Genomic DNA, 19,565 nt, shown 5'->3' with positions numbered 1-19,565 from the left:
CACCCCACACGACAGCGACACCCCGCGCGGAAAGGCTTCGCGATGACCGTGAAAGCGGCTCTCAAGTCCCAGGCAATAGAGACACCCTCCTGGGCGTACGGCAACTCAGGCACACGCTTCAAGGTCTTCGCGCAGCCGGGGGTGCCGCGCACGCCCCAGGAGAAGCTGGACGACGCCGCCCGGGTGCACGAGCACACCGGCGTGGCGCCGGTCGTCGCGCTGCACATCCCCTGGGACCGGGTCGAGGGCGCCGAGGGCTACGCGGCGCTCGCGGCCTACGCGAAGGAGCGGGGCCTTCGGCTCGGCGCGATCAACGCCAACGTCTTCCAGGACGACGACTACAAGCTGGGCTCGGTCACCCACCCGGACCCGGCGGTGCGGCGCAAGGCGCTGGCGCACCTGATGGAGTGCGTCGACATCATGGACGCCACGGGCTCGCGGGACCTGAAGCTCTGGTTCTCCGACGGCACCAACTACCCCGGCCAGGACGACGTGCGCGAGCGCCAGGACCGGCTGGCCGAGGCGCTCGCCGCGGTGTACGAGCGCCTCGGCGAGGGGCAGCGGATGCTGCTGGAGTACAAGCTCTTCGAGCCGGCGTTCTACCACATGGACGTGCCGGACTGGGGCACGGCGTACGCGCACTGCCTGCGCCTGGGCGACCGGGCGCAGGTGGTGGTGGACACCGGGCACCACGCGCCGGGCACGAACATCGAGTTCATCGTCGCGGTGCTGCTGCGGGAGGGGAAGCTCGGCGGCTTCGACTTCAACTCGCGCTTCTACGCGGACGACGACCTGATGGTCGGCGCGGCCGACCCCTTCCAGCTCTTCCGCCTCATGTACGAGGTCGTACGGGGCGGGGGGTTCGGCCCGGACGTGGCGTTCATGCTCGACCAGTGCCACAACATCGAGCCGAAGATCCCCGCGATCATCCGCTCGGTGATGAACGTCCAGGAGGCCACCGCCAAGGCGCTGCTCGTCGACCGCGACGCGCTGGCCGCCGCGCAGCGCGAGGGCGACGTGCTGGGCGCCAACGCCGTGCTGATGGACGCCTACAACACCGACGTGCGGCCGCTGCTGGCCGAGGTGCGCCAGGAGATGGGCCTCGATCCGGACCCGGTGACCGCCTACCGGCGCTCGGGGTGGGCCGAGCGGATCGTCGCGGAGCGCGTCGGCGGCACGCAGGCCGGGTGGGGCGCGTGAGCGGGGGGCCCGGCGCGTACGACCCGGTGGCCGCCCTGCTCGCGCGGGCGCACCGGCTGGGGGCGGACCCGCGCAACACCAACTACGCGGGCGGCAACGCCTCCGCGAAGGGCATCGCGACCGACCCGGTGACCGGGGGCGACGTGGAGCTGATGTGGGTCAAGGGCTCCGGCGGCGACCTCGGCACGCTGACCGCCGCGGGCCTCGCGGTGCTGCGCCTCGACCGGCTGCGGGCGCTGACGGGCACGTACCCGGGGGTGGGTCGCGAGGACGAGATGGTGGGCGCGTTCGACTACTGCCTGCACGGCCGCGGCGGTGCCGCGCCCTCGATCGACACCGCCATGCACGCCCTGGTCGGCGCCCCGCACGTCGACCACCTCCACCCGGACTCGGGCATCGCCCTGGCCTGCGCCGCGGACGGCGAGGAGCTGACCCGGCGGTGCTTCGGCGAGCGGGTGGTGTGGGTGCCGTGGCGGCGGCCCGGCTTCCAGCTGGGCCTGGACATCGCAGCCGTGTACGAGGCGCACCCCGAGGCGATCGGGGTGGTGCTCGGCGGCCACGGCATCACGGCGTGGGGCGCGGACTCCGACGAGTGCGAGCGCAACGCGCTGGAGATCATCCGCACCGCCGAGCGGTTCCTCGCCGAGCAGGGGCGGCCCGAGCCGTTCGGCCCGCTCGTCGAGGGCTACGGGCCGCTGCCGGAGGCCGAACGCCGGGCGCGGGCCGCCGCGCTGGCGCCGGCCGTCCGCGGGCTGGCGTCCGCCGACCGGCCGCAGGTCGGCCACTTCACCGACTCCGACGCGGTGCTGGACTTCCTGGCGCGCGAGGCCCACCCGCGGCTGGCCGCCCTCGGCACCTCCTGCCCCGACCACTTCCTGCGCACCAAGGTCCGCCCGCTGGTCCTCGACCTGCCGCCGGACGCGCCGCTGGACGAGGCCGTCGCCCGGCTCGGGGAGCTGCACGCCGCGTACCGCGAGGACTACCGCGCCTACTACGAGCGCCACGCCGCCCCGGACTCGCCGCCCATGCGCGGCGCGGACCCGGCGATCGTCCTCGTGCCGGGCGTCGGGATGTTCAGCTTCGGCAAGGACAAGCAGACCGCCCGGGTGGCCGGCGAGTTCTACGTCAACGCCGTCAACGTGATGCGCGGCGCCGAGGCCGTCTCGTCGTACGCCCCCATCCCCGAGGCGGAGAAGTTCCGCATCGAGTACTGGGAGCTGGAGGAGGCCAAGCTGCGCCGGATGCCGCCGCCCAAGCCGCTGGCGGCCCGGGTGGCGCTGGTCACCGGCGCGGGCTCCGGCATCGGGCGGGCCATCGCCCGGCGGCTGGCGGCGGAGGGCGCGTGCGTCGTCGTCGCCGACCGGGACGCCGCCGGCGCCGAGGCCGTCGCCGCGGAGCTGGGCGGGCCCGACAGGGCCGTCGCGGCGGTGGTGGACGTCACCGACGAGGAGCAGATCGCGGCGGCGTTCCGGGCCGCGGCGCTCGCGTACGGCGGCGTGGACCTCGTCGTCAACAACGCCGGCATCTCGGTCTCCAAGCCGCTGGCGGAGACCACGGCGGCGGACTGGGACACCCAGCACGCCATCATGGCGCGCGGCTCGTTCCTCGTCTCCCGCGAGGCGGCGCGGGTGCTGGCCGCGCAGGGCATGGGCGGCGACATCGTCTACATCGCGTCGAAGAACGGCGTGTTCGCCGGGCCGAACAACATCGCCTACGGGGCGGCCAAGGCCGACCAGGCGCACCAGGTGCGGCTGCTGGCCGCTGAGCTGGGCGAGCTGGGCGTACGCGTCAACGGCATCAACCCCGACGGCGTCGTGCGCGGCTCCGGCATCTTCGCCGGCGGCTGGGGCGCCAAGCGGGCGGCGGTGTACGGCGTGCCGGAGGAGAAGCTCGGCGAGTTCTACGCGCAGCGGACGCTGCTGAAGCGGGAGGTGCTGCCGGAGCACGTGGCGAACGCGGTGTTCGCGCTGACGGCCGGCGAGCTGAGCCACACGACCGGGCTGCACATCCCCGTGGACGCGGGCGTGGCGGCAGCGTTCCTGCGGTGAGCGGGGCGTACGGGCCGGCGGCGGGCGGCGGCGAAGGCGGCGGCGCGACGGGCGGCGGGAGCGGCGGCCCGGCCGGCGGCCGGGACTCGCTGCCGTTCGCGGCCGTCGACCTCGGCGCCGCCAGCGGGCGCGTGATGCTCGGCCGCGCCGGCGGCGGCGAGCTGCACATCGAGGAGGTGCACCGGTTCCCCAACCGCCCCGTCCGGCTGGCCGGGACGCTCCACTGGGACGTCCTGGCGCTCTACGGCGGCGTGCTCGACGGCCTGCGCGCGGCCGGCCGGCGCTCGGGGGGCCGGCTCGCCGGCGCCGGGATCGACTCCTGGGCCGTCGACTACGGCCTGCTCGACGCCTCCGGCGCGCTGATCGGCAACCCGGTGCACTACCGCGACACGCGCACCGAGGGGATGGCGGCGAAGCTGGCCGCGGTGCTGCCGGCGGACGAGCTGTACCGGGCGACGGGCCTCGCGCACCTGCCGTTCAACACCGTCTACCAGCTCCTCGCCGCCCGCGGCACCCCCGCGCTGGCCGCCGCCCGGCAACTGCTTCTCGTCCCCGACCTCGTCGCGTACTGGCTGACGGGCGAGGCCGGCACCGAGCTGACCAACGCCTCCACCACGGCGCTGGTCGACCCGCGCACGGGCGCGTTCTCGCGCCGCGTCGCCGAGGCCGCGGGCGTCGACCTCGGGCTCTTTCCGCCGCTGCGCCGGCCCGGCGACCCGGCGGGCGGGCTGCTGCCCGCGGTGCTGGAGGAGACGGGCCTGACCGGTCCCGTGCCGGTGACCGCGGTCGGCTCGCACGACACCGCCTCGGCGGTGGTCGGCGTGCCGGCGCGGGGCGAGGACTTCGCGTACATCGCCACCGGCACCTGGTCGCTGGCCGGCGTCGAACTGGCCGCGCCGGTGCTCACCGAGGAGAGCCGCGCCGCCAACTTCACCAACGAGCTGGGCGTGGACGGCACCGTGCGCTACCTGCGCAACATCATGGGCCTGTGGCTGCTCCAGGAGTGCCTGCGCGCCTGGGACGCCGAGGGGCACGGCTACGAGCTGGACGCCCTGCTGGCCGGCGCCGCCACCGCGCCACCGCTGCGCTCGTACGTGGACGCCGCCGACCCGGCGTTCCTCGCACCGGGCCGGATGCCGCAGCGGATCGCGGCGGCGTGCCGGCGGGCGGGGCGGCCGGAGCCGCGCTCGGCGGCGGAGACGGTGCGCTGCGTACTGGACTCGCTCGCCCTGGCGCACCGCCGCGCCGTGGCCGATGCCCAGCGGCTGTCGGGCCGTACGGTGAGCGTGGTGCACGTCGTCGGCGGCGGCGCGCGCAACGGTCTGCTGTGCCGGCTGACGGCGGACGCCTGCGGGCTGCCGGTGGTCGCGGGGCCGGTCGAGGCGGCGGCGCTCGGCAACGTCCTCGTCCAGGCGCGGGCGGCCGGCGTGATCGACGGCACTCTTTCAGACCTCCGATCTCTGCTTCACAGAACGCAGCCGCTGCGGGAGTATGAACCCAGCGGCGACGGATCGGTCTGGGAGGAAGCGGAATGCGCGTTGCACTCTTCGTGACGTGTGTCAACGACACGCTCTATCCGCACACCGGGCGCGCGGTCGTGACCCTGCTGGAGCGGCTGGGGGTCGCGGTGGACTTCCCGCTCGCGCAGTCCTGCTGCGGGCAGGTCCAGTTCAACACCGGGTACCGGCGCGAGACACGGCCGCTCGCGCGCCGGTACGCGGACGTCTTCGCCGGCTACGAGTACGTCGTGACGCCGTCCGGCTCGTGCGCGGCGATGGTCCGCGACAACTACCCGCGGCTCGGCGAGCCCGCCGCGGCGGCCGTCGCACCGCGCACGTACGAGCTGACCGAGTTCCTCACCGATGTGCTCAAAGTGACTGACGTCGGGGCTTATTACCCCTATACGGTCACCTATCATCCGACCTGTCACGGACTGCGGATGCTGGGGCTCGGCGACCGGCCGCGCCAGCTGCTGACGCACGTGAAGGGGCTGACGCTGCGCGAGCTGGAGGGCGCGGACGAGTGCTGCGGCTTCGGCGGCACGTTCGCGCTGAAGAACCCGGCGGTCTCGGCGGCGATGGGCGCCGACAAGGCGCGGCACGTGGAGGAGTCGGGCGCGCAGGCCGTGTGCGCGGCGGACAACTCCTGCCTGATGCACATCGGCGGTACGCTGGCGCGCCGCGGCTCGCCGGTCCGGCCGGTGCACATAGCGGAGATCCTGGCGAGCACGGAGGGGGACGTCCGGTGACCGGCGCCCGCGAAGGCGAGAGGGCCCGCGCCCCCCGTACGTTCCTCGGCATGCCGCGTACCCGCCCGGCGGCCTTCCCGCAGGCCGCCGTGGCGGCCACCGAGGACGCCACCCTGCGCGGCAACCTCACCCACGCGACGCACACCATCCGCGGCAAGCGCGCCGCGGCCGTCGCCGAACTGCCCGACTGGGACCGGTTGCGCGCCGCGGGCGCCGCCATCAAGGACGACACGCTGCGCCACCTGGACCGCTATCTGGAGCAGTTGGAGGCGGCGGTGACCGCCGCGGGCGGGCACGTGCACTGGGCCGTGGACGCCGCGGAGGCCAACGCGATCGTCACCCGGCTGGTCCGGGAGACCGGCGCCGACGAGGTCGTCAAGGTCAAGTCGATGGCCACGCAGGAGATCGGGCTGAACGAGGCGCTGGCGGAGGCGGGCATCCGCGCGTACGAGACGGACCTCGCGGAGCTGATCGTGCAGCTCGGCGACGACCTGCCGTCGCACATCCTGGTCCCCGCCATCCACAAGAACCGCGGCGAGATCCGCGACATCTTCCGCGACCGCATGGCCGACTGGGGCCGCCCCGCGCCCGCCGGGCTCGGCGATCGGCCCGCCGAACTGGCCGAGGCGGCGCGGCTGCACCTGCGCGAGAAGTTCCTCGGCGCCAAAGTGGCGGTCTCCGGCGCGAACTTCATGGTCGCCGAGAGCGGCACGATGGTGGTGCTGGAGTCCGAGGGCAACGGCCGGATGTGCCTGACGCTGCCGGAGACGCTGATCTCCGTCGTCGGCATCGAGAAGGTGGTGCCGACCTGGCGGGACCTGGAGGTCTTCCTCCAACTGCTGCCGCGCTCCTCGACCGCCGAGCGGATGAACCCGTACACGAGCACCTGGAGCGGGCCGGCCGAGGACGACGGGCCGCGGGACTTCCACCTCGTCCTGCTGGACAACGGACGCACCGACACGCTGTCCGACCAGGTGGGACGGCAGGCGCTGCGGTGCATCAGGTGCTCGGCGTGTCTCAACGTCTGCCCCGTCTACGAGCGCGCCGGCGGGCACGCGTACGGCTCCGCCTACCCGGGTCCGATCGGGGCCATCCTCACCCCCCAGCTGCGCGGCACGGCAAGCGCGCTGGACGCCTCGCTGCCGTACGCCTCGACGCTGTGCGGGGCGTGCTACGAGGTGTGCCCGGTCGCGATCGACATCCCCGAGGTGCTGGTGCACCTGCGCACGCGGGTCGCGGAGGGCGGCACGTACACGGTGCGCGGCACGAAGGCCGTGATCAAGCCGGCGAAGGGCCACGCCGCGGAGCGGGCGGCGATGCGCGCGGCCCGCTGGACGATGGACCGCCCGCGCGCCTACGGCGCGGCGCTGCGCGCCACGACGGGCACCCGCAGGCTGCACCCCCGCCGGCTGCCGGGGCCGGGGAAGGCGTGGTCGGCGACGCGCGACCTGCCGCCGGTGCCGCAGGAGCCGTTCCGCGCGTGGTGGCGGCGGACCCGGGGAGCGGGATCGTGACGGATCGGCCGGTACGCGCCGCCGGCCCGCGGCGGAGCGCGGCGCGCCAGAACGTGAGGGGAACGCGGTGAGCAGCAGGGAGACGATCCTCGCCCGGGTACGGGCCGCCACCCGCGACGCCGCGGGCACCCCGGAGCCGGCGGTGCCGCGCGACTACCTGCGCGTGCACGGCGACCGCTCCCCCGCCGAGTCCGTGGACCTGCTCGCGGAGAACCTCGCCGACTACCGCGCCCTGGTGCACCGCACGGACACGGGCGGTCTGCCGGGGCTGCTGGCGCGGCTGTTCGCCGAGCGCGGCACGCGCACCCTGCTGGTACCGGACGGGCTGCCGCCCGCCTGGACGGCGGCGGTCGACGCCGACCGCGTACCCGACCGGGCCGCGAGCACTGCGCGGGAACTGGACGCCGTGGACAGCGTGCTGACGGGCTGCGCGCTGGCCGTCGCGGAGACCGGCACGCTCGTGCTGGACGCCGGGCCCGGGCAGGGCCGGCGGCGGATCACGCTGATCCCGGACCACCACGTGTGCGTGGTGCGCGTCCCGGAGCAGGTGGTGGACTCGCTGCCGCAGGCGATGGAGCGGCTGGACCCGGCCCGGCCGCTGACGTGGATCTCGGGTCCCTCGGCGACCAGCGACATCGAGCTGGACCGGGTGGAGGGCGTGCACGGGCCGCGGACACTGGAGGTCGTGCTCGCCACGGTCTGACACCCCGTCAGTCGGCCCTGTTCTCCCGAAGCTGCGGCGAAGTGTCACCAGAGGAGCGCTCGCGGTGTGCTGCCGGTCGATCTCCACGTCCGTGCAGTGCCGTAGCCGGGCAGGAGTTCGTCCACGACGAAGTTGAAGTTGTCACGGCGGCCGGTCCCGCTCCCGAGCAGGCGGTCGAGGAAGAGGGCGACACCGGCCGTGCCGGTCGCGAAGTCCGCGCTCTCCCTGACGACCTGCTCGCCCGGGAAACCGGCCCCTTCCCCCAGCTCCCAGTCGGGTGGCACCACCGCGCGGTAGACGTCGAGATACTCGCCGGTGGGCGTATACCGGGAAGAATTCTCGAACCATCGGGGATGGTAGCGGGTGTAGGCGTTGACGAGTGCCCAGTCGTGCATCGTTCCCGTCTTCTTCCGGTCGGACGATCCCCCCGGTGGTGGCATGCGAGCCGGGCTCCGGAGGGATCCGACCGGAAGCCGCCGGAGCCGTTACCTCGGGAGCCCTCCGCCACCGCAGCTGTGGTGGTCGCACGAGGTGAGGCTCAGCGAGAATTCCGCGGCTCTCTCCGTCCTCTCCCCCAGGGCGTTCCTGGCTCCCTCGACAAGAATCTTCTGCAACTCGACTATGGGACGGCATCACCTGGCGGGCGAGTTCTTCCTCCGCCGCATCCCGGCGAGACGGCTTGGCGCTCTCAGGTGATCCGCTCCAGGGCCCAGCCGAGCACCCCGCCGAGCAGCAGCACCACCAGGGCCAGCGTGGTGATCGTCGCGTACGCCGCCCGTTTCACGCGGTTCCGCACGGTGCGCGGGTCTCTCAGGTACGCGCGCCACGCGGCGTTCCGCATGGGCTTGGTGAGGGCGCGGACGGCCAGGAGGGCCCGGGGGCGCAGGGGGAGCAGGCGCAGCGACTCCCTGGTGACCCGGCGCAGGGACCGCCAGGCGCTGCCGGCGGTCTTCCGGTCCTTCTTGAGCTCCCGCAGCAGTCCGTTGTCCGTCGGCTCCCGCAACTGGTGCAGGTGGCGGTACATCCAGTCACGGTGGTCCTCGCCCTCCGGTGCCTCGGCGCGCAGGATCGCGTCGTGGAGGCGTTCCTCCCACGACCGGCGCTCGGCGGGGGGCAGGCCGAACAGGCGCAGCAGGTGGTGGGCGGCGTCCAGGCGTCCCCAGGTGAAGTCCGAGGCGCGCCAGGGGGCGTGGACGAAGGCGCCGAAGTGCCCGAAGCGCAGCCCGTACAGCTTGCGGGCGCCGATGTCGGCGAACCTGTCCTCGTTGAACAGCGGGCTCATGGCGTCGGGCCCGAGCCGCAGGAAGTCGAAGCCCGGGCCGAGGGATTCGACCATGGCCTGCGGCGAGGCGAAGGCGCGGGTGAGGACGTCGACGGCCAGGCACGCCTGCACGGCGCCCGTCGCGTCCTGCCAGCCGCCCTGCCCCGCCGCCCGGAGTGCTTCGGTGTAGTCCCGCGCCGCCCCGGCTACGAGGACACCGAGTTCCTGGGGGATCCGCATCAGGGTGAAGGTCTGCTGGATGAGTTCGGCCGCCTCCTCGTCGGGCAGGGCGTCGGCGCGCTCGGCCGGGACGCGCCGCCGCACCTCGTCGCGGACGGCGGCGTTGACGGCCAGCGCCTTCGTCAGCCACCCGCTGACCTGCGTGGCGCCGCGGGCCAGCGCCTTGCGCTGCTTATGGCTCAGCTCGATGTGGGCGCGGGGCAGATCCCGCAGGTTGTCCTGGAGGCTCTGCAGGACGCGCTCGCAGGTGGCCAGTCCCCAGCGCCAGCCATCGGCCCAGGGCTGGGACAGCTCCTGTGCCAAGTTGCGCGGCACCCAGAGGGGATCGCCGTTCAGGATCGCCTCGATGGGGCCGGAGGCCGGCTCCGGACCGCGCGCCAGCGTGGTGACCGACCGTGCGTCGGCGAGTTCCCTGCGGAGCTCGGCCAGCACGCCCCGGACGCGGTTGCGGCGGTATTCGGGCAGCGCCCTGCCGGCCATGTCCATGAGGGTGCCGGCCAGGCGCGTGTCCAAGCGGGCCCGCTCGAACAGCTCGAGCTGCGTGTCCTTCGCGTCTCCCGCGACGCGCCGGTGGACCTCCTCCGTGCCGGATCGCAGATCCGCCTCGCTTCGGTAGCTCATGCCGCTGATCCCGACCTCCCACCACGGGGTGTCCTCGCATTGCTCGGCGCCGGCCTTCTCCCGTCCGAGCCGCCCCGCCGTCGGGACGACGAACACCAGCACTCGCCGCACGGGCTTGTTCGCGAGCGGACGCCGGGTGATCGTCTCAAGGACCGGCAGGAAGGGGGCGTTGTTGAGGATGCCGCCGTCGATGACGCAACTGGCCCGGTCGTTGCGGAGGAGTCGGGGAATCTCCCGGTTGTCGATCAGGCACTGCTCGCTGATGGGCGAGAACGCGACGGGGAAGCTTGCGGTGGCCCGGGCGGCCGTGACCAGGTGGTCGGTCCTGTGCCGGTTGAAGTCGTTCACCTCGTGGGGCGTGTATCGCCAGGTCGCGCCGGGCTCGTCGCATCGCTCCTCGCGGTCGCGGTCACCGTCGCCGCTTTTCACGTAGCGCAGGGTCTTCTCGCATGCGAAGCGGTAGAGGCGGCGGTGGTCGCGGACGTCGAAGTGGTTGCCGAAGCCGTCCGTGTAGGAGCGTGGAAGCCCGTCCAGCGCGGTGGCCGTGACGAACAGCGTGACCGGCTGCGGCGGCCTCACGCCCGCGTCGCTCTCGCCGATCCGCCGCACCTCGTCCCCGATCTTCTTGCGGAAGGCGTGGCCACTGAGCAGGCTGGGCTCCGAGGGGTTTCCCCGGAGCTGTTCCAGGGCGGCGGACCGCTCCCAGACATCGCGCAGGCGCGGCAGCGCCGCCCGGCGGCCCAGCGCGGTGGCCAGGATCAGGCCGTTCAGGCCGCCCGCCGAGGTGCCGGAGACGATGTCCACCAGGAACTCGCTCCTCGCCTGGTCCGTCAGCTCGCGCCAGAGCGCCAGGACCCCGGCGTCCCTGCCGGTCGGCACGCGCCTGCGGTCCCCTCGCGACGCCTGGCACAGCAGGTCCAACTCGTGGGTGACGCCGCCCATCCACACGGCGAGGCTGACCCCGCCGTTCATCACCAGGGCGACGCGTGTCTGAGTGCCGCCCGACGGGCTCGACGCGGGCGGCGTGGTCGGCGGGGCAGGGCTCGGCTCGCTGTGCGGCGTTGCGGGCGCCATGTGGCGACCGTAGGCCGGGCCACCGGCGCCCGGCGCGCGGTGCTGCGCCGGGCGGGGGCGCGTGGCACCCGGATGGCCCCCGGGGGGCGGTGGGCCTGCCCGTGCCGGGACGCAGTCGCCTGAGGCCATCAGAGATGTACACCACTGGCAACCGGCCGCGCCCCTGTTCCCCTCCCCCGCCGTCGGTTAGCTTCTGCGCCATGCCGAGACCTTCCGCACCGTCCCGCCGTACGCTCCTGACGGGCACCGCCGCCGGCGCGGCCGTCCCCCTGCTCGCCGGCGCCGCGCCCGCCGCCGCGCGCACCCGCGCGGGCGGGCGCCCCGCCGCGCTGCTGACCGGCGCCGACGCCGCCGCCGCGCAGGACTGGTCCATGCTCCGCGGCCGCCGGCTGGGCATCGTCAGCAACCCGACCGGCGTCCTGCGCGACACCCGCCACGTCGTCGACTCCATGCACGCCTCCGGCACCCTCGACATCGCCGGCGTCTTCGGCCCGGAACACGGCTTCCGCGGCAGCGCGCAGGCCGGGGAGGCCGAGCCGGAGACCATCGACCCGCGCACCGGCCTGACCGTCTACGACGCGTACGGCGCGAACGCCGCGAAGATGGCGGAGCTGTTCACCAAGGCCGGCGCGGACACCGTCGTCTTCGACATCCAGGACGTCGGCGCGCGCTTCTACACGTACATCTGGACGATGTACAACGCCATGGTCGCCGCCCGGGAGACCGGCGCCGCCTTCGTCGTCCTGGACCGCCCCAACCCGATCGGCCGCCGCGCCGACGGCGCGATGATGACCCCGGGCTTCACGTCGGGCGTGGGCCTCAAGCCGATCGTCCAGCAGCACGGCATGACGGTCGGCGAGCTGGCCCGCTACTTCAACGGCGAACTGCTGCCGGACGAGGGCTCCGGCGGCCGGGTGGAGCTGGAGGTCGTACGGGTACGGGGCTGGGACCCGGAGTCGTACGCGCAGGACGGCGACCTGCCCTGGGTGCCGCCGTCCCCGAACATGCCGACCGCCGACACGGCGCTGGCGTACGCGGGCACCTGCTTCTTCGAGGGCACCAACCTCTCCGAGGGCCGCGGCACCACGCGCCCTTTCGAGTGGATCGGCGCGCCCTACCTGGACTACCACTACAGCGACCGGCTCAACGCCCGCGAACTGCCCGGGGTGGAGTTCCGCGAGGCGTACTTCGTGCCGACGTTCGGCAAGTACCCGGGCGAGACGTGCGCGGGCGTGCAGGTGCACGTCACGGACCGGCGCCGCTACGAGCCGGTGACAGCCGCGGTGGCGATGCTCGTCGAGGCCGCGCGCTACCCGGAGTTCGCCTGGCGGCAGGACAGCTGGGACCCGCAGCGGCCGTTCTGGATCGACAAGCTGTCGGGCTCGCCGCGGATGCGCACGATGATCGACGAGGGCCGGGACGTGGCCGAGGTGGTGGCCGCCTGGAAGGACGAACTGGCCGCCTTCACCCGCCGCCGGCGGCGCTATCTGCTCTACCGCTGAGGGCACCCGGGCGGGCGGGTTGCTCACGTGCCGCAGGCGGGACGCGGGGCTAGGATCACCCGCATGCCCGCACGCTTCAAGGACCTCGCGCTGGACGCCCGGGACCACCAGGCGCTCGCCGACTGGTGGTGCACCGCCATCGGCTACGCCCGCCGGGAGGACCCGGACGGGCAGCGGCCCGCCGAGTGGCCGGTGCCCATCCACGACCCGGCCGGGCGCGGCCCGCTGATCTGGATCAACCCCGTCCCGGAGGAGAAGGCGGGCAAGAACCGGATGCACCTCGACGTGTGGGGTGACCCGGCGGAGTTCGAGGCGCTGGGCGCGCGGCTGCTCCGCCGCCGCGACGACGAGATCGACTGGCACGTGATGGCCGACCCCGAGGGCAACGAGTTCTGCGTCTTCGAAGAGAAGCGTTGACGGCGGAACTGCGCGCCCGGTACGCCGCGTACGAGTGGAAGCCGGTGACCGACGGCATGTCGGGCGCGGGCGTGTGGCGGCTCAGCGGACCCGGCGACCTGTTCGTGAAGACCGCCGCGGAGGGGCAGCACCCCGAGCCCGGCGCCGATCTGCGGCACGAGGCGGCCTGCACCCGCTGGCTGCGCGCGCAGGGGCTGCCCGCGCCCGAGGTGGTCGACGCCGGGGCCGCGGACGGGACGACGTGGCTGGTGACGAAGGCGCGGCCGGGTCGCTCGCTCGCCGGGCCGTGGCCGCGTGAGCTGCGCGCCGGGGCCGTCGGGGCACTGGCCCGGTTCACCCGCCGGCTGCACGAACTGCCCGTGGACGGCTGCCCGTTCGCCCGGGACCTGGCGGTGACGGTGCCGCTGGCGGGCGCGGCGGTCGCCGCCGGCCTCGTGGACGAGGAGGACTTCGACGACGGCCGGCGGGGCGAGAGCGCCGCCGGGCTCCTCGCCGAACTGGAGCGCACCAGGCCGGCGACGGAGGACCCGGTCGTCTGCCACGGCGACCTGTGCGCGCCGAACGTGCTGGTCGACCCGGCGACGATGGAGGTGTCCGGCGTCATCGACCTGGGCCGCCTCGGCGTCGCCGACCGGCACCAGGACCTCGCGCTGGCCGTCCGCAGCTTCTCGGACGAGGACCTGAACCCGCAGCACGGCCCGGCGGCAGCCGAGCTGTTTTTGCGCGCGTACGGCGCGGCCGGCGCGGGCCGCATCGCCGCCGACCCGGCGCGGATGGCGTTCTACACCCTGCTGGACGAGTTCTTCTGACGCTCCGTCACACCCCGTCAGGACTCGTCCGCCGCCGCGGCGGGCGGCCCGGGCGGGTCCGGCGGCCCGCCCGCCAGCTCGACGCCGTGCGGGGCCCACTCCCGCGGCACCGCGAACACCGCGAGCGCGTCCCAGGGCTCCGCGCACTTCCGGTACTCCGTGGTGTCGGCGGGCACCGCGAACAGGCCCTGTTCCTTGGAGCTGCGCAGGTCGGCGGAGTCCGCGCTGGTGCACCCGGTGCTCCAGACGAAGGCGACCAGCGCCTCGGTCCCGAAGTCCCGCCCGGCGGGTGCGACCGGCCCGGCGGGCCCGCCCCGGTCCTCGCCGTCCCCGCCGTCCCCGCCGTCACCGCCGTCACCGCCGTCCTTGCCGACCTCGGCGGCGGGCGGGAAGCGCTCCTCGAAGGCGGCGACGTCGGCACGCGAGCGCAGCACCGTACGCACCGGCTCGTATCCGTGACCGGACGCGAAGTGCACCAGGTCCGCACCGGGCACCGGCACGCCCGGACTCGGCTCGTCCTCGCCCAGCACCGCCCACACCCCGCTGACCAGCAGCAGCCCGGCCACGGCAGCGCCCGCCACGATCAGCCGCGAGCCCCGCGGCGTCCGCCCGCGCGGGGGCTGCTCGTGCGCGTCGCCGTCGGCCCGTTCCCGTCGCCGGTGGAGAAACACAACCCCGTCAGCTCCTCGGTCGCGGTTCGCGTGTCACCCGTACCGACCAGTGTGCCGCCGCCCGCCCGCAACGACCCCGGGCGGACGGCCCCGGCCGTACGGAGCGGGTGCGCGGCCGGGGGCGGGGACGGCGCTGGTCAGTAGACTGGCGGGCACGTAGAGGAGGCGAGCAGGGTGGCCGGTACGCGGGTGGACGGGCGGGTCGAGCGCGGCAACCAGACGCGCCGGCTCGTGCTGCGGCGGACGATGGACATCGCCTCGGTGGAGGGCCTGGAGGGCCTGTCGCTGGGCCGGATCGCCGGCGAGCTGGGGCTGAGCAAGAGCGGGGTCTTCGCGCTCTTCGGCTCCAAGGAGGAGCTGCAGCTTGCGACGGTGCGGGCCGCGGGCGCGGTGTTCGCCAAGACCGTGGTGGTGCCCGTGCAGGAGCAGCCGCCGGGGGTCGGCAGGCTGCTGTCGCTCTGCGCCCACTGGCTGCGCTACTCGCGCGAGCGCGTCTTCCCCGGCGGCTGCTTCTTCTACGGCGCGGCGGCCGAGTTCGCCTCCCGCAGCGGCCCCGTGCACGACGCGGTGGCAGCGGCGCACCGCGACTGGGCGGCGTACGTGCAGCAGACGGCCGAGGAGGCCAGGAGCACGGGCGAGCTGCGGCCCGAGACCGACCCGGCGGGGCTCGCGTTCGAGCTGATCGCGCTGCTGGAGCACGCCAACCTGCTGTCGCTGCTGCACGGCTCGCAGGACGCGTACGACCTGGCCGCCACCGCCGTCGTGACGCGGCTGCGCGCGGCGGCCGCGGACCCGGGCTCAGTCCCGGACGCGCTCCCCGGCTGAGACGAACGCGAGCGCCGTGCGCACCACCTCCGGGTCCGCCAGGATCCGGACGTGCCCGAGGCCGCTGGTGCGGTGCATGCTGACCTGGCCGCCGTAGGCCGCCGCGGTCTTGTCCGCCTGCGCGGCGGCGACCATGCGGTCCTTCTCGTCGTGGACGAGCAGGATCGGCAATGTGATCCGGTCCGGCCGGTACGTGACGTCGAAGCGGCGCCACAGGTCGTGCTCACCGGGGAACATGTCGATCTCGATGCGCCGCCGCAGCGCGGTCTTCACCCGCGGCCCGAGGCCGAGGCCGGCGCAGAAGACGTCGACGACGTGGTCGAAGTCGGCGACGCCGGAGACGACCACCAGGCGGTCCGCCGCCGCGGCGCCGCGCAGCGCGAGGAAGGCGGCGGAGCCGCCGAGGGAGTGCGCGACGACGGCCTCGAACCTGCCGTGCTCCTCGTACAGCCGCGCGATGATCTCGCGGTACTCCAGCACGGTCGTGCGGCGCCCTTCGGAGGCGCCGTGGGCGGGGGCGTCGAAGGCGACGGGCGTGTAGCCGGCGGCGCGCAGCGCTTCGATGTACGGCGCGAAGTGGGCGGCCCGCGAACGCCAGCCGTGCACGAGCAGCACGGGCCGCTCGCCGTCGCCCCAGCAGTATGTGACCACGTTCTTGCCGGCAACGGTGAGGCTGCCGGTGAACGCGCCCGCGAGCAGCCGGCGTTCGTCGTCCCGGAAGGAGCGGTCGGCGCGCGGGTGGCGGTAGAGGACGAGGGCGCCGCGGCCCGCGAGACCGGGCAGGACGGCGGCGGTGGCGTTGAGGACCTTGCCTATGAGCGCGGTGACGACAGGCTTCATGGACAGAAGATAGCACGACCGTTCGCTTAGTTTCTGATCCCGGCGGACGGTGGGCGTGCGGTGGCGGGGCGGTACGGGCGCCGGCCCCGGCGGTCCCGCCGGGGCCGGCGCGCCGTCTCAGCCGGCGCGGTAGGCGTCGAGGATCGTCTGCTCGATAGCCCGCCCCTCCGCGGCGCTGCCGCGGATACGTACGGACACCTCCTGGCCCGGCCGCGGCCACAGCCCCGGCACCAGCGCGGTCAGCTCACCGCCGCGCCCGGGGACCACGAGCGCCTCGTGCCAGCGCTCGCCGCCGTCGGTGGAGGCCCAGAACCGCACGCTGCCGCGCTCGGTCCTGATCGCGTCCTCGGGACCCGCGGTGGACGTCAGCCGCAGGCCGACCGTGAGCGGCCGGTGCGCGGGGACGCCGCCGTCGCGGGTGGTGCGGGGCGCGTAGTCGACGCCCAGCAGCCGGACCCGTTCCTGGCCCACCGCCGGGTCCGCCGGGCCGCGGGCGGGGAACGTCCAGCTCGTGCGCGTCTCACTGCCGATGGGCAGCGCCTCGCGGTCGGGGCGCGAGGTGTGCTCCAGCCGGTACGTGGCGGGCTCGGGCGTGACGGGGAAGTAGCTGGTGCCGGGGCGGGCCGGGATCTCGGTGCCGTCGCGGAAGAGCCGCAGACCCTCGTTCCCGGCGGACGGGAGGTTCCGCACCGGGCCCTGGTGCTCGCCGTCGCTCAGCGACACCGGCAGGTCGAGCTGGTCGCCGTAGTGCACGCCGGAGATGACCGCCGGGGCGGGGGCGCCGTACCAGACCGGATCGGCGCTCTCCCCCGGCTCGTACGGCAGCGTGGGCGCGCACAGGCGCGGCAGCGCCGGCTCGGGGCCGAGGACGCAGTGGCGCCACTTCACGTCCGGCCGCGCGGTGACCATCTCGACGCGGCGCTGCGGCACCGCGAGCGGGTACTCGAAGACGACCGCCGTCTCGATGCCGTCGGGGCGCGCCTCGCGGGTCTCGGCGTACGTGTCCTTGCCGCCGAGCAGCGAGCGGTAGTCGGCCTCGACGCGCGCCAGCTTGCGCGCCTCGGCGCGGGTGACGCGGTAGCGGGGCGGGTCGGGGATCGTCCCGCCCTGGCCGAGCACCAGCTCGTACAGGTCGGCCTGCCGCCCGCGCGGACCGCCTTCGGCCGCCAGGCGCCAGCGGGTCGCGAACGCCGCGCTGCCGTGCCGTACCGGCTCGGTCGGCTGGAGGAAGACCCTGCCCTGCTCGATCTCCTCGCCGGTGGCGTAGATCCCCTCGTCCATGCCGCCGGTGCCGGCGGCGTCGCGGCGGGCGTAGTGGACGGAGGCGTGCCGCACCTCGGTGTCGGCGCCCTCGACGGTCGCGGGGCGCAGCGGCAGGGCCTTGCGCGCGTCGATGGTGTAGGGCATGTCGGCGTCGACCGTGACCTCGGGCGAGCCGGCGAAGGCGACGGTGGCCGGCTCGCCGTCCGCGGCGGGCGTCTCGACCTTGGCCAGCATCGAGAGCGGCCCGGGCAGCATGCGGGCGGTGGCGCGGCCGTTCTCGTCGAGGTGGACGGTGCGGAAGCCGCCGCCGGTCTCCGGGTACAGCTCCTCCATGTTGAGCAGCCACAGGCTGCCGCCCGCCCAGGGGCGGCCGTTGCGGTCCAGGACGGTCAGGTCGACGTCGTGGCGGGGCGGTTCGCGGTAGAAGCTGAGCGGCAGGGTGACGGTGTCGCGGCCGCTCTCGGTGAGGACGACGGCGCCGGAGTAGACGCCGGGTGCCACGTCCGCGGGCGTCAGCGCCACCGTCACGCGCTCCGTGGCGCCGGGCGCGACGGTCACCGCGGCGGGGGTGACGGTCACGGCGTCGTCGGCGAGGGGGGCGCCGGCGCGCTCGGCGGCGAGGTCGGTGAGGGAGACGTCGCGGGGCTCGGTGCCGTTGTTGGTCAGGGTCAGTTCGATCGACGCCGGGCGGCCGCCGTCCGGGTGGCGCAGGTAGCCGAAGTCGACGTTGCCGCGGTTGAGTTGCAGCGTCTCGTTCGCGGCGCCCGGCAGGTCGAGGACCCCGGCGCCGGCCGTGTGCGGCCGGGGCTCGGCCGCGTCGCCGTCCGCGGTGGTCATGAGGGCCGTCTTCACCCGCCGCCAGTCCCAGTCGGGGTGCTTCTGCAGCAGCAGCGCGGCGGCGCCCGCGACGTGCGGGGCGGCCTGGGAGGTGCCGTCCAGCTGCGTGTACGGATCGGCCGTGCCGCCGCCCGCGCGGGCACCCGTGATGGCGACGCCGGGGGCGCTCAGGTCGGGCTTGGCGAGGAACGCGCCGGTCGTCGGCCCCACGCTGGTGAACCGGGGCGCACCGCCGTCTGCGCGCGCGGCCCCCACGGTCAGCGCGCTCTCCGCGACGCCGGGGGTGCCGATGGTGCCGGAGTACGGGCCGGAGTTGCCCGCGGCGACGACGAAGAGGGTGCCGGTGTCGGCGGCCAGGGCGTCCAGCGCGCGGGCGACGGGGTCGTTCCCGGGGTACTCGGGCGCGGTGCCGCCGAGGCTGAGGTTGACGACGTCGGCCCCCCGGTCGGTGGCCCACTGCATGCCGGCGATGACCCAGGACGCCCGGCCCTGGCCCTCCCCGTCGAGGACCCGGCCGGACAGCAGCCGGGCGTCGTACGCGACGCCCTTGCGGGCGCCGCCGGACGCGGCGCCGGTGCCCGCGACGAGGGAGGCGACGTGGGTGCCGTGGCCGTTGCGGTCCTCCGTCGTCCCCTCGCCGGTGAAGTCGGCGGCGTCGGCGACCTTTCCGCGCAGGTCGGGGTGGTCGGTGTCGACGCCGGAGTCGAGCACGGCGACGTCCACGCCGGCTCCGCTCAGCCCGGCTTCCCACACCTCGGGGGCGCCGATCTGGCCCAGGTTGCCGTCGAGTTCCGCGGCCTCGAGGCGGCGGTCCAGCCACACCTTGCGCACCCCGGCCGCGGCGGGACCCGCCGGGCGGGCGAGCGTCGCGGCGAACGTGTCGGCGCTCTTCTTGGGCAGGTCGACGGCGACGGCGTCGATCGCCGGCAGCGGCAGGGCCTCCAACCGCCGGCCGCGGGCCGCCTCGCCGGCCGCGGCAAGCGGCCTGGGACCCTGCACGATCAGCGGGAGCGCGCCGGTCGAGGCGTCGTCGTAGCCCATCTCGACGAGGGCGGTGACGTTGAAGAGTTCGAGGTCGAGCACCTCGGGCACGAGCCCGGCGGCGTCGTCGGGGACGACGTAGACGTCCGCGCCGTCGCGCAGGGTGGTGAAGGAGCGGGTCCCCTCGGAGCCGGCCCGGGGCGTGACGGAGACGGCGGGCGGGCCGTCCGCGGCGGGGGCGTCGAGGGTGACCTCGTCGCCGGTGACGAGGGTGACCGTGGCGGAGCCGGCAGGGGACGCCGGGCCGGCGGCGGAGGCGCCGCTCGCGGACGGTGCGGCCGGGGGCGGGGGCGGGGGCGGGGGGCCGGCCGCGGCCGGCGCTGCCGACAGGGCCGGGAGGGTCAGCCCGCCGAGGAGGAGGGCTGTCAGGGTGGCGCGGACGTGCTGATGGAGCCGTCTGGAGGACATGATCCCGGTCTTACCCCGGGCGGCCCGCGCCGCGGAACGAATC

Annotated in this window: 15 protein-coding genes; 10 read left to right on the top strand and 5 right to left on the bottom strand. The window is 74.9% G+C overall.

Features of this window, described 5'->3' with window-relative positions; genetic code table 11:
- Positions 1-42: 42 nt before the first annotated feature.
- The 6 genes from rhaI to LG396_RS17150 all read left to right on the top strand — a co-directional run bounded on the left by rhaI (position 43) and on the right by LG396_RS17150 (position 7,713).
- Positions 43-1,200 carry an L-rhamnose isomerase gene (gene rhaI, locus LG396_RS17175; protein WP_026276235.1) on the top strand — a complete coding sequence of 386 codons (1,158 nt, stop codon included), beginning with the start codon at positions 43-45 and terminating at the stop codon, positions 1,198-1,200.
- Positions 1,188-3,248 carry a bifunctional aldolase/short-chain dehydrogenase gene (locus tag LG396_RS17170; protein WP_225795412.1) on the top strand — a complete coding sequence of 687 codons (2,061 nt, stop codon included), beginning with the start codon at positions 1,188-1,190 and terminating at the stop codon, positions 3,246-3,248. Before rhaI ends, LG396_RS17170 begins: the two co-directional genes overlap by 13 nt.
- Positions 3,245-4,801 carry a rhamnulokinase gene (locus LG396_RS17165; protein WP_225795411.1) on the top strand — a complete coding sequence of 519 codons (1,557 nt, stop codon included), beginning with the start codon at positions 3,245-3,247 and terminating at the stop codon, positions 4,799-4,801. Before LG396_RS17170 ends, LG396_RS17165 begins: the two co-directional genes overlap by 4 nt.
- Positions 4,780-5,496 (top strand): (Fe-S)-binding protein, encoded by a 717-nt coding sequence (locus LG396_RS17160; protein WP_225795410.1) that lies wholly within the window; start codon positions 4,780-4,782, stop codon positions 5,494-5,496. The genes LG396_RS17165 and LG396_RS17160 overlap by 22 nt, the downstream gene beginning before the upstream one ends.
- A 50-nt stretch (positions 5,497-5,546) precedes the next feature.
- Positions 5,547-7,010 carry a lactate utilization protein B gene (locus LG396_RS17155; RefSeq protein ID WP_225795409.1) on the top strand — a complete coding sequence of 488 codons (1,464 nt, stop codon included), beginning with the start codon at positions 5,547-5,549 and terminating at the stop codon, positions 7,008-7,010.
- A gap of 67 nt (positions 7,011-7,077) precedes the next feature.
- Positions 7,078-7,713 carry a LutC/YkgG family protein gene (locus LG396_RS17150; RefSeq protein WP_225795408.1) on the top strand — a complete coding sequence of 212 codons (636 nt, stop codon included), beginning with the start codon at positions 7,078-7,080 and terminating at the stop codon, positions 7,711-7,713.
- A 44-nt stretch (positions 7,714-7,757) separates the two neighbouring features.
- Here LG396_RS17150 and LG396_RS17145 read toward each other — a convergent pair whose 3' ends face one another.
- Positions 7,758-8,108 carry a hypothetical protein gene (locus tag LG396_RS17145; protein ID WP_225795407.1) on the bottom strand — a complete coding sequence of 117 codons (351 nt, stop codon included), beginning with the start codon at positions 8,106-8,108 and terminating at the stop codon, positions 7,758-7,760.
- Positions 8,109-8,401: 293 nt separating this feature from the next.
- Positions 8,402-10,909, bottom strand: coding sequence for a DUF3376 domain-containing protein (locus LG396_RS17140; RefSeq protein WP_225795406.1), 2,508 nt, complete (start codon positions 10,907-10,909; stop codon positions 8,402-8,404).
- Between the two features lie 200 nt (positions 10,910-11,109).
- On the opposite strand from LG396_RS17140, the gene LG396_RS17135 reads away from it, so the two are divergent.
- The 3 genes from LG396_RS17135 to LG396_RS17125 all read left to right on the top strand — a co-directional run bounded on the left by LG396_RS17135 (position 11,110) and on the right by LG396_RS17125 (position 13,637).
- Complete coding sequence (locus LG396_RS17135) at positions 11,110-12,411, top strand: exo-beta-N-acetylmuramidase NamZ family protein (protein WP_225795405.1); 1,302 nt, start codon at positions 11,110-11,112, stop codon at positions 12,409-12,411.
- Between the two features lie 63 nt (positions 12,412-12,474).
- Positions 12,475-12,828, top strand: coding sequence for a VOC family protein (locus LG396_RS17130; RefSeq protein ID WP_100298205.1), 354 nt, complete (start codon positions 12,475-12,477; stop codon positions 12,826-12,828).
- Positions 12,825-13,637 (top strand): APH(3') family aminoglycoside O-phosphotransferase, encoded by an 813-nt coding sequence (locus tag LG396_RS17125; protein ID WP_225795404.1) that lies wholly within the window; start codon positions 12,825-12,827, stop codon positions 13,635-13,637. Before LG396_RS17130 ends, LG396_RS17125 begins: the two co-directional genes overlap by 4 nt.
- Positions 13,638-13,654: 17 nt before the next feature.
- Here LG396_RS17125 and LG396_RS17120 read toward each other — a convergent pair whose 3' ends face one another.
- Complete coding sequence (locus LG396_RS17120; RefSeq protein ID WP_225795403.1) at positions 13,655-14,308, bottom strand: hypothetical protein; 654 nt, start codon at positions 14,306-14,308, stop codon at positions 13,655-13,657.
- Between the two features lie 174 nt (positions 14,309-14,482).
- Here LG396_RS17120 and LG396_RS17115 point away from each other — a divergent pair, with 174 nt between their 5' ends.
- Positions 14,483-15,133, top strand: coding sequence for a TetR/AcrR family transcriptional regulator (locus LG396_RS17115; protein WP_225795402.1), 651 nt, complete (start codon positions 14,483-14,485; stop codon positions 15,131-15,133).
- On the opposite strand, the gene LG396_RS17110 is transcribed toward LG396_RS17115, so the two are convergent.
- Both LG396_RS17110 and LG396_RS17105 read right to left on the bottom strand, forming a co-directional pair.
- Entirely contained in the window at positions 15,107-15,973 is an 867-nt protein-coding gene (locus LG396_RS17110) for an alpha/beta hydrolase (protein WP_100298208.1), read from the bottom strand. The two genes, LG396_RS17115 and LG396_RS17110, sit on opposite strands and share 27 nt — an antisense overlap.
- A 117-nt stretch (positions 15,974-16,090) precedes the next feature.
- On the bottom strand, positions 16,091-19,522 hold the full coding sequence (locus LG396_RS17105; protein ID WP_225795401.1) for a S8 family peptidase: 3,432 nt from the start codon (positions 19,520-19,522) through the stop codon (positions 16,091-16,093).
- Positions 19,523-19,565 lie beyond the last annotated feature (43 nt).

It is taken from the genome of Streptomyces aculeolatus (genome assembly GCF_020400605.1).
In the GTDB taxonomy this organism is placed as follows: domain Bacteria; phylum Actinomycetota; class Actinomycetes; order Streptomycetales; family Streptomycetaceae; genus Streptomyces; species Streptomyces aculeolatus.
The sequence above is the reverse complement of the archived record's forward strand: the minus strand, read 5'-3'. Positions and strand labels throughout refer to the sequence as shown.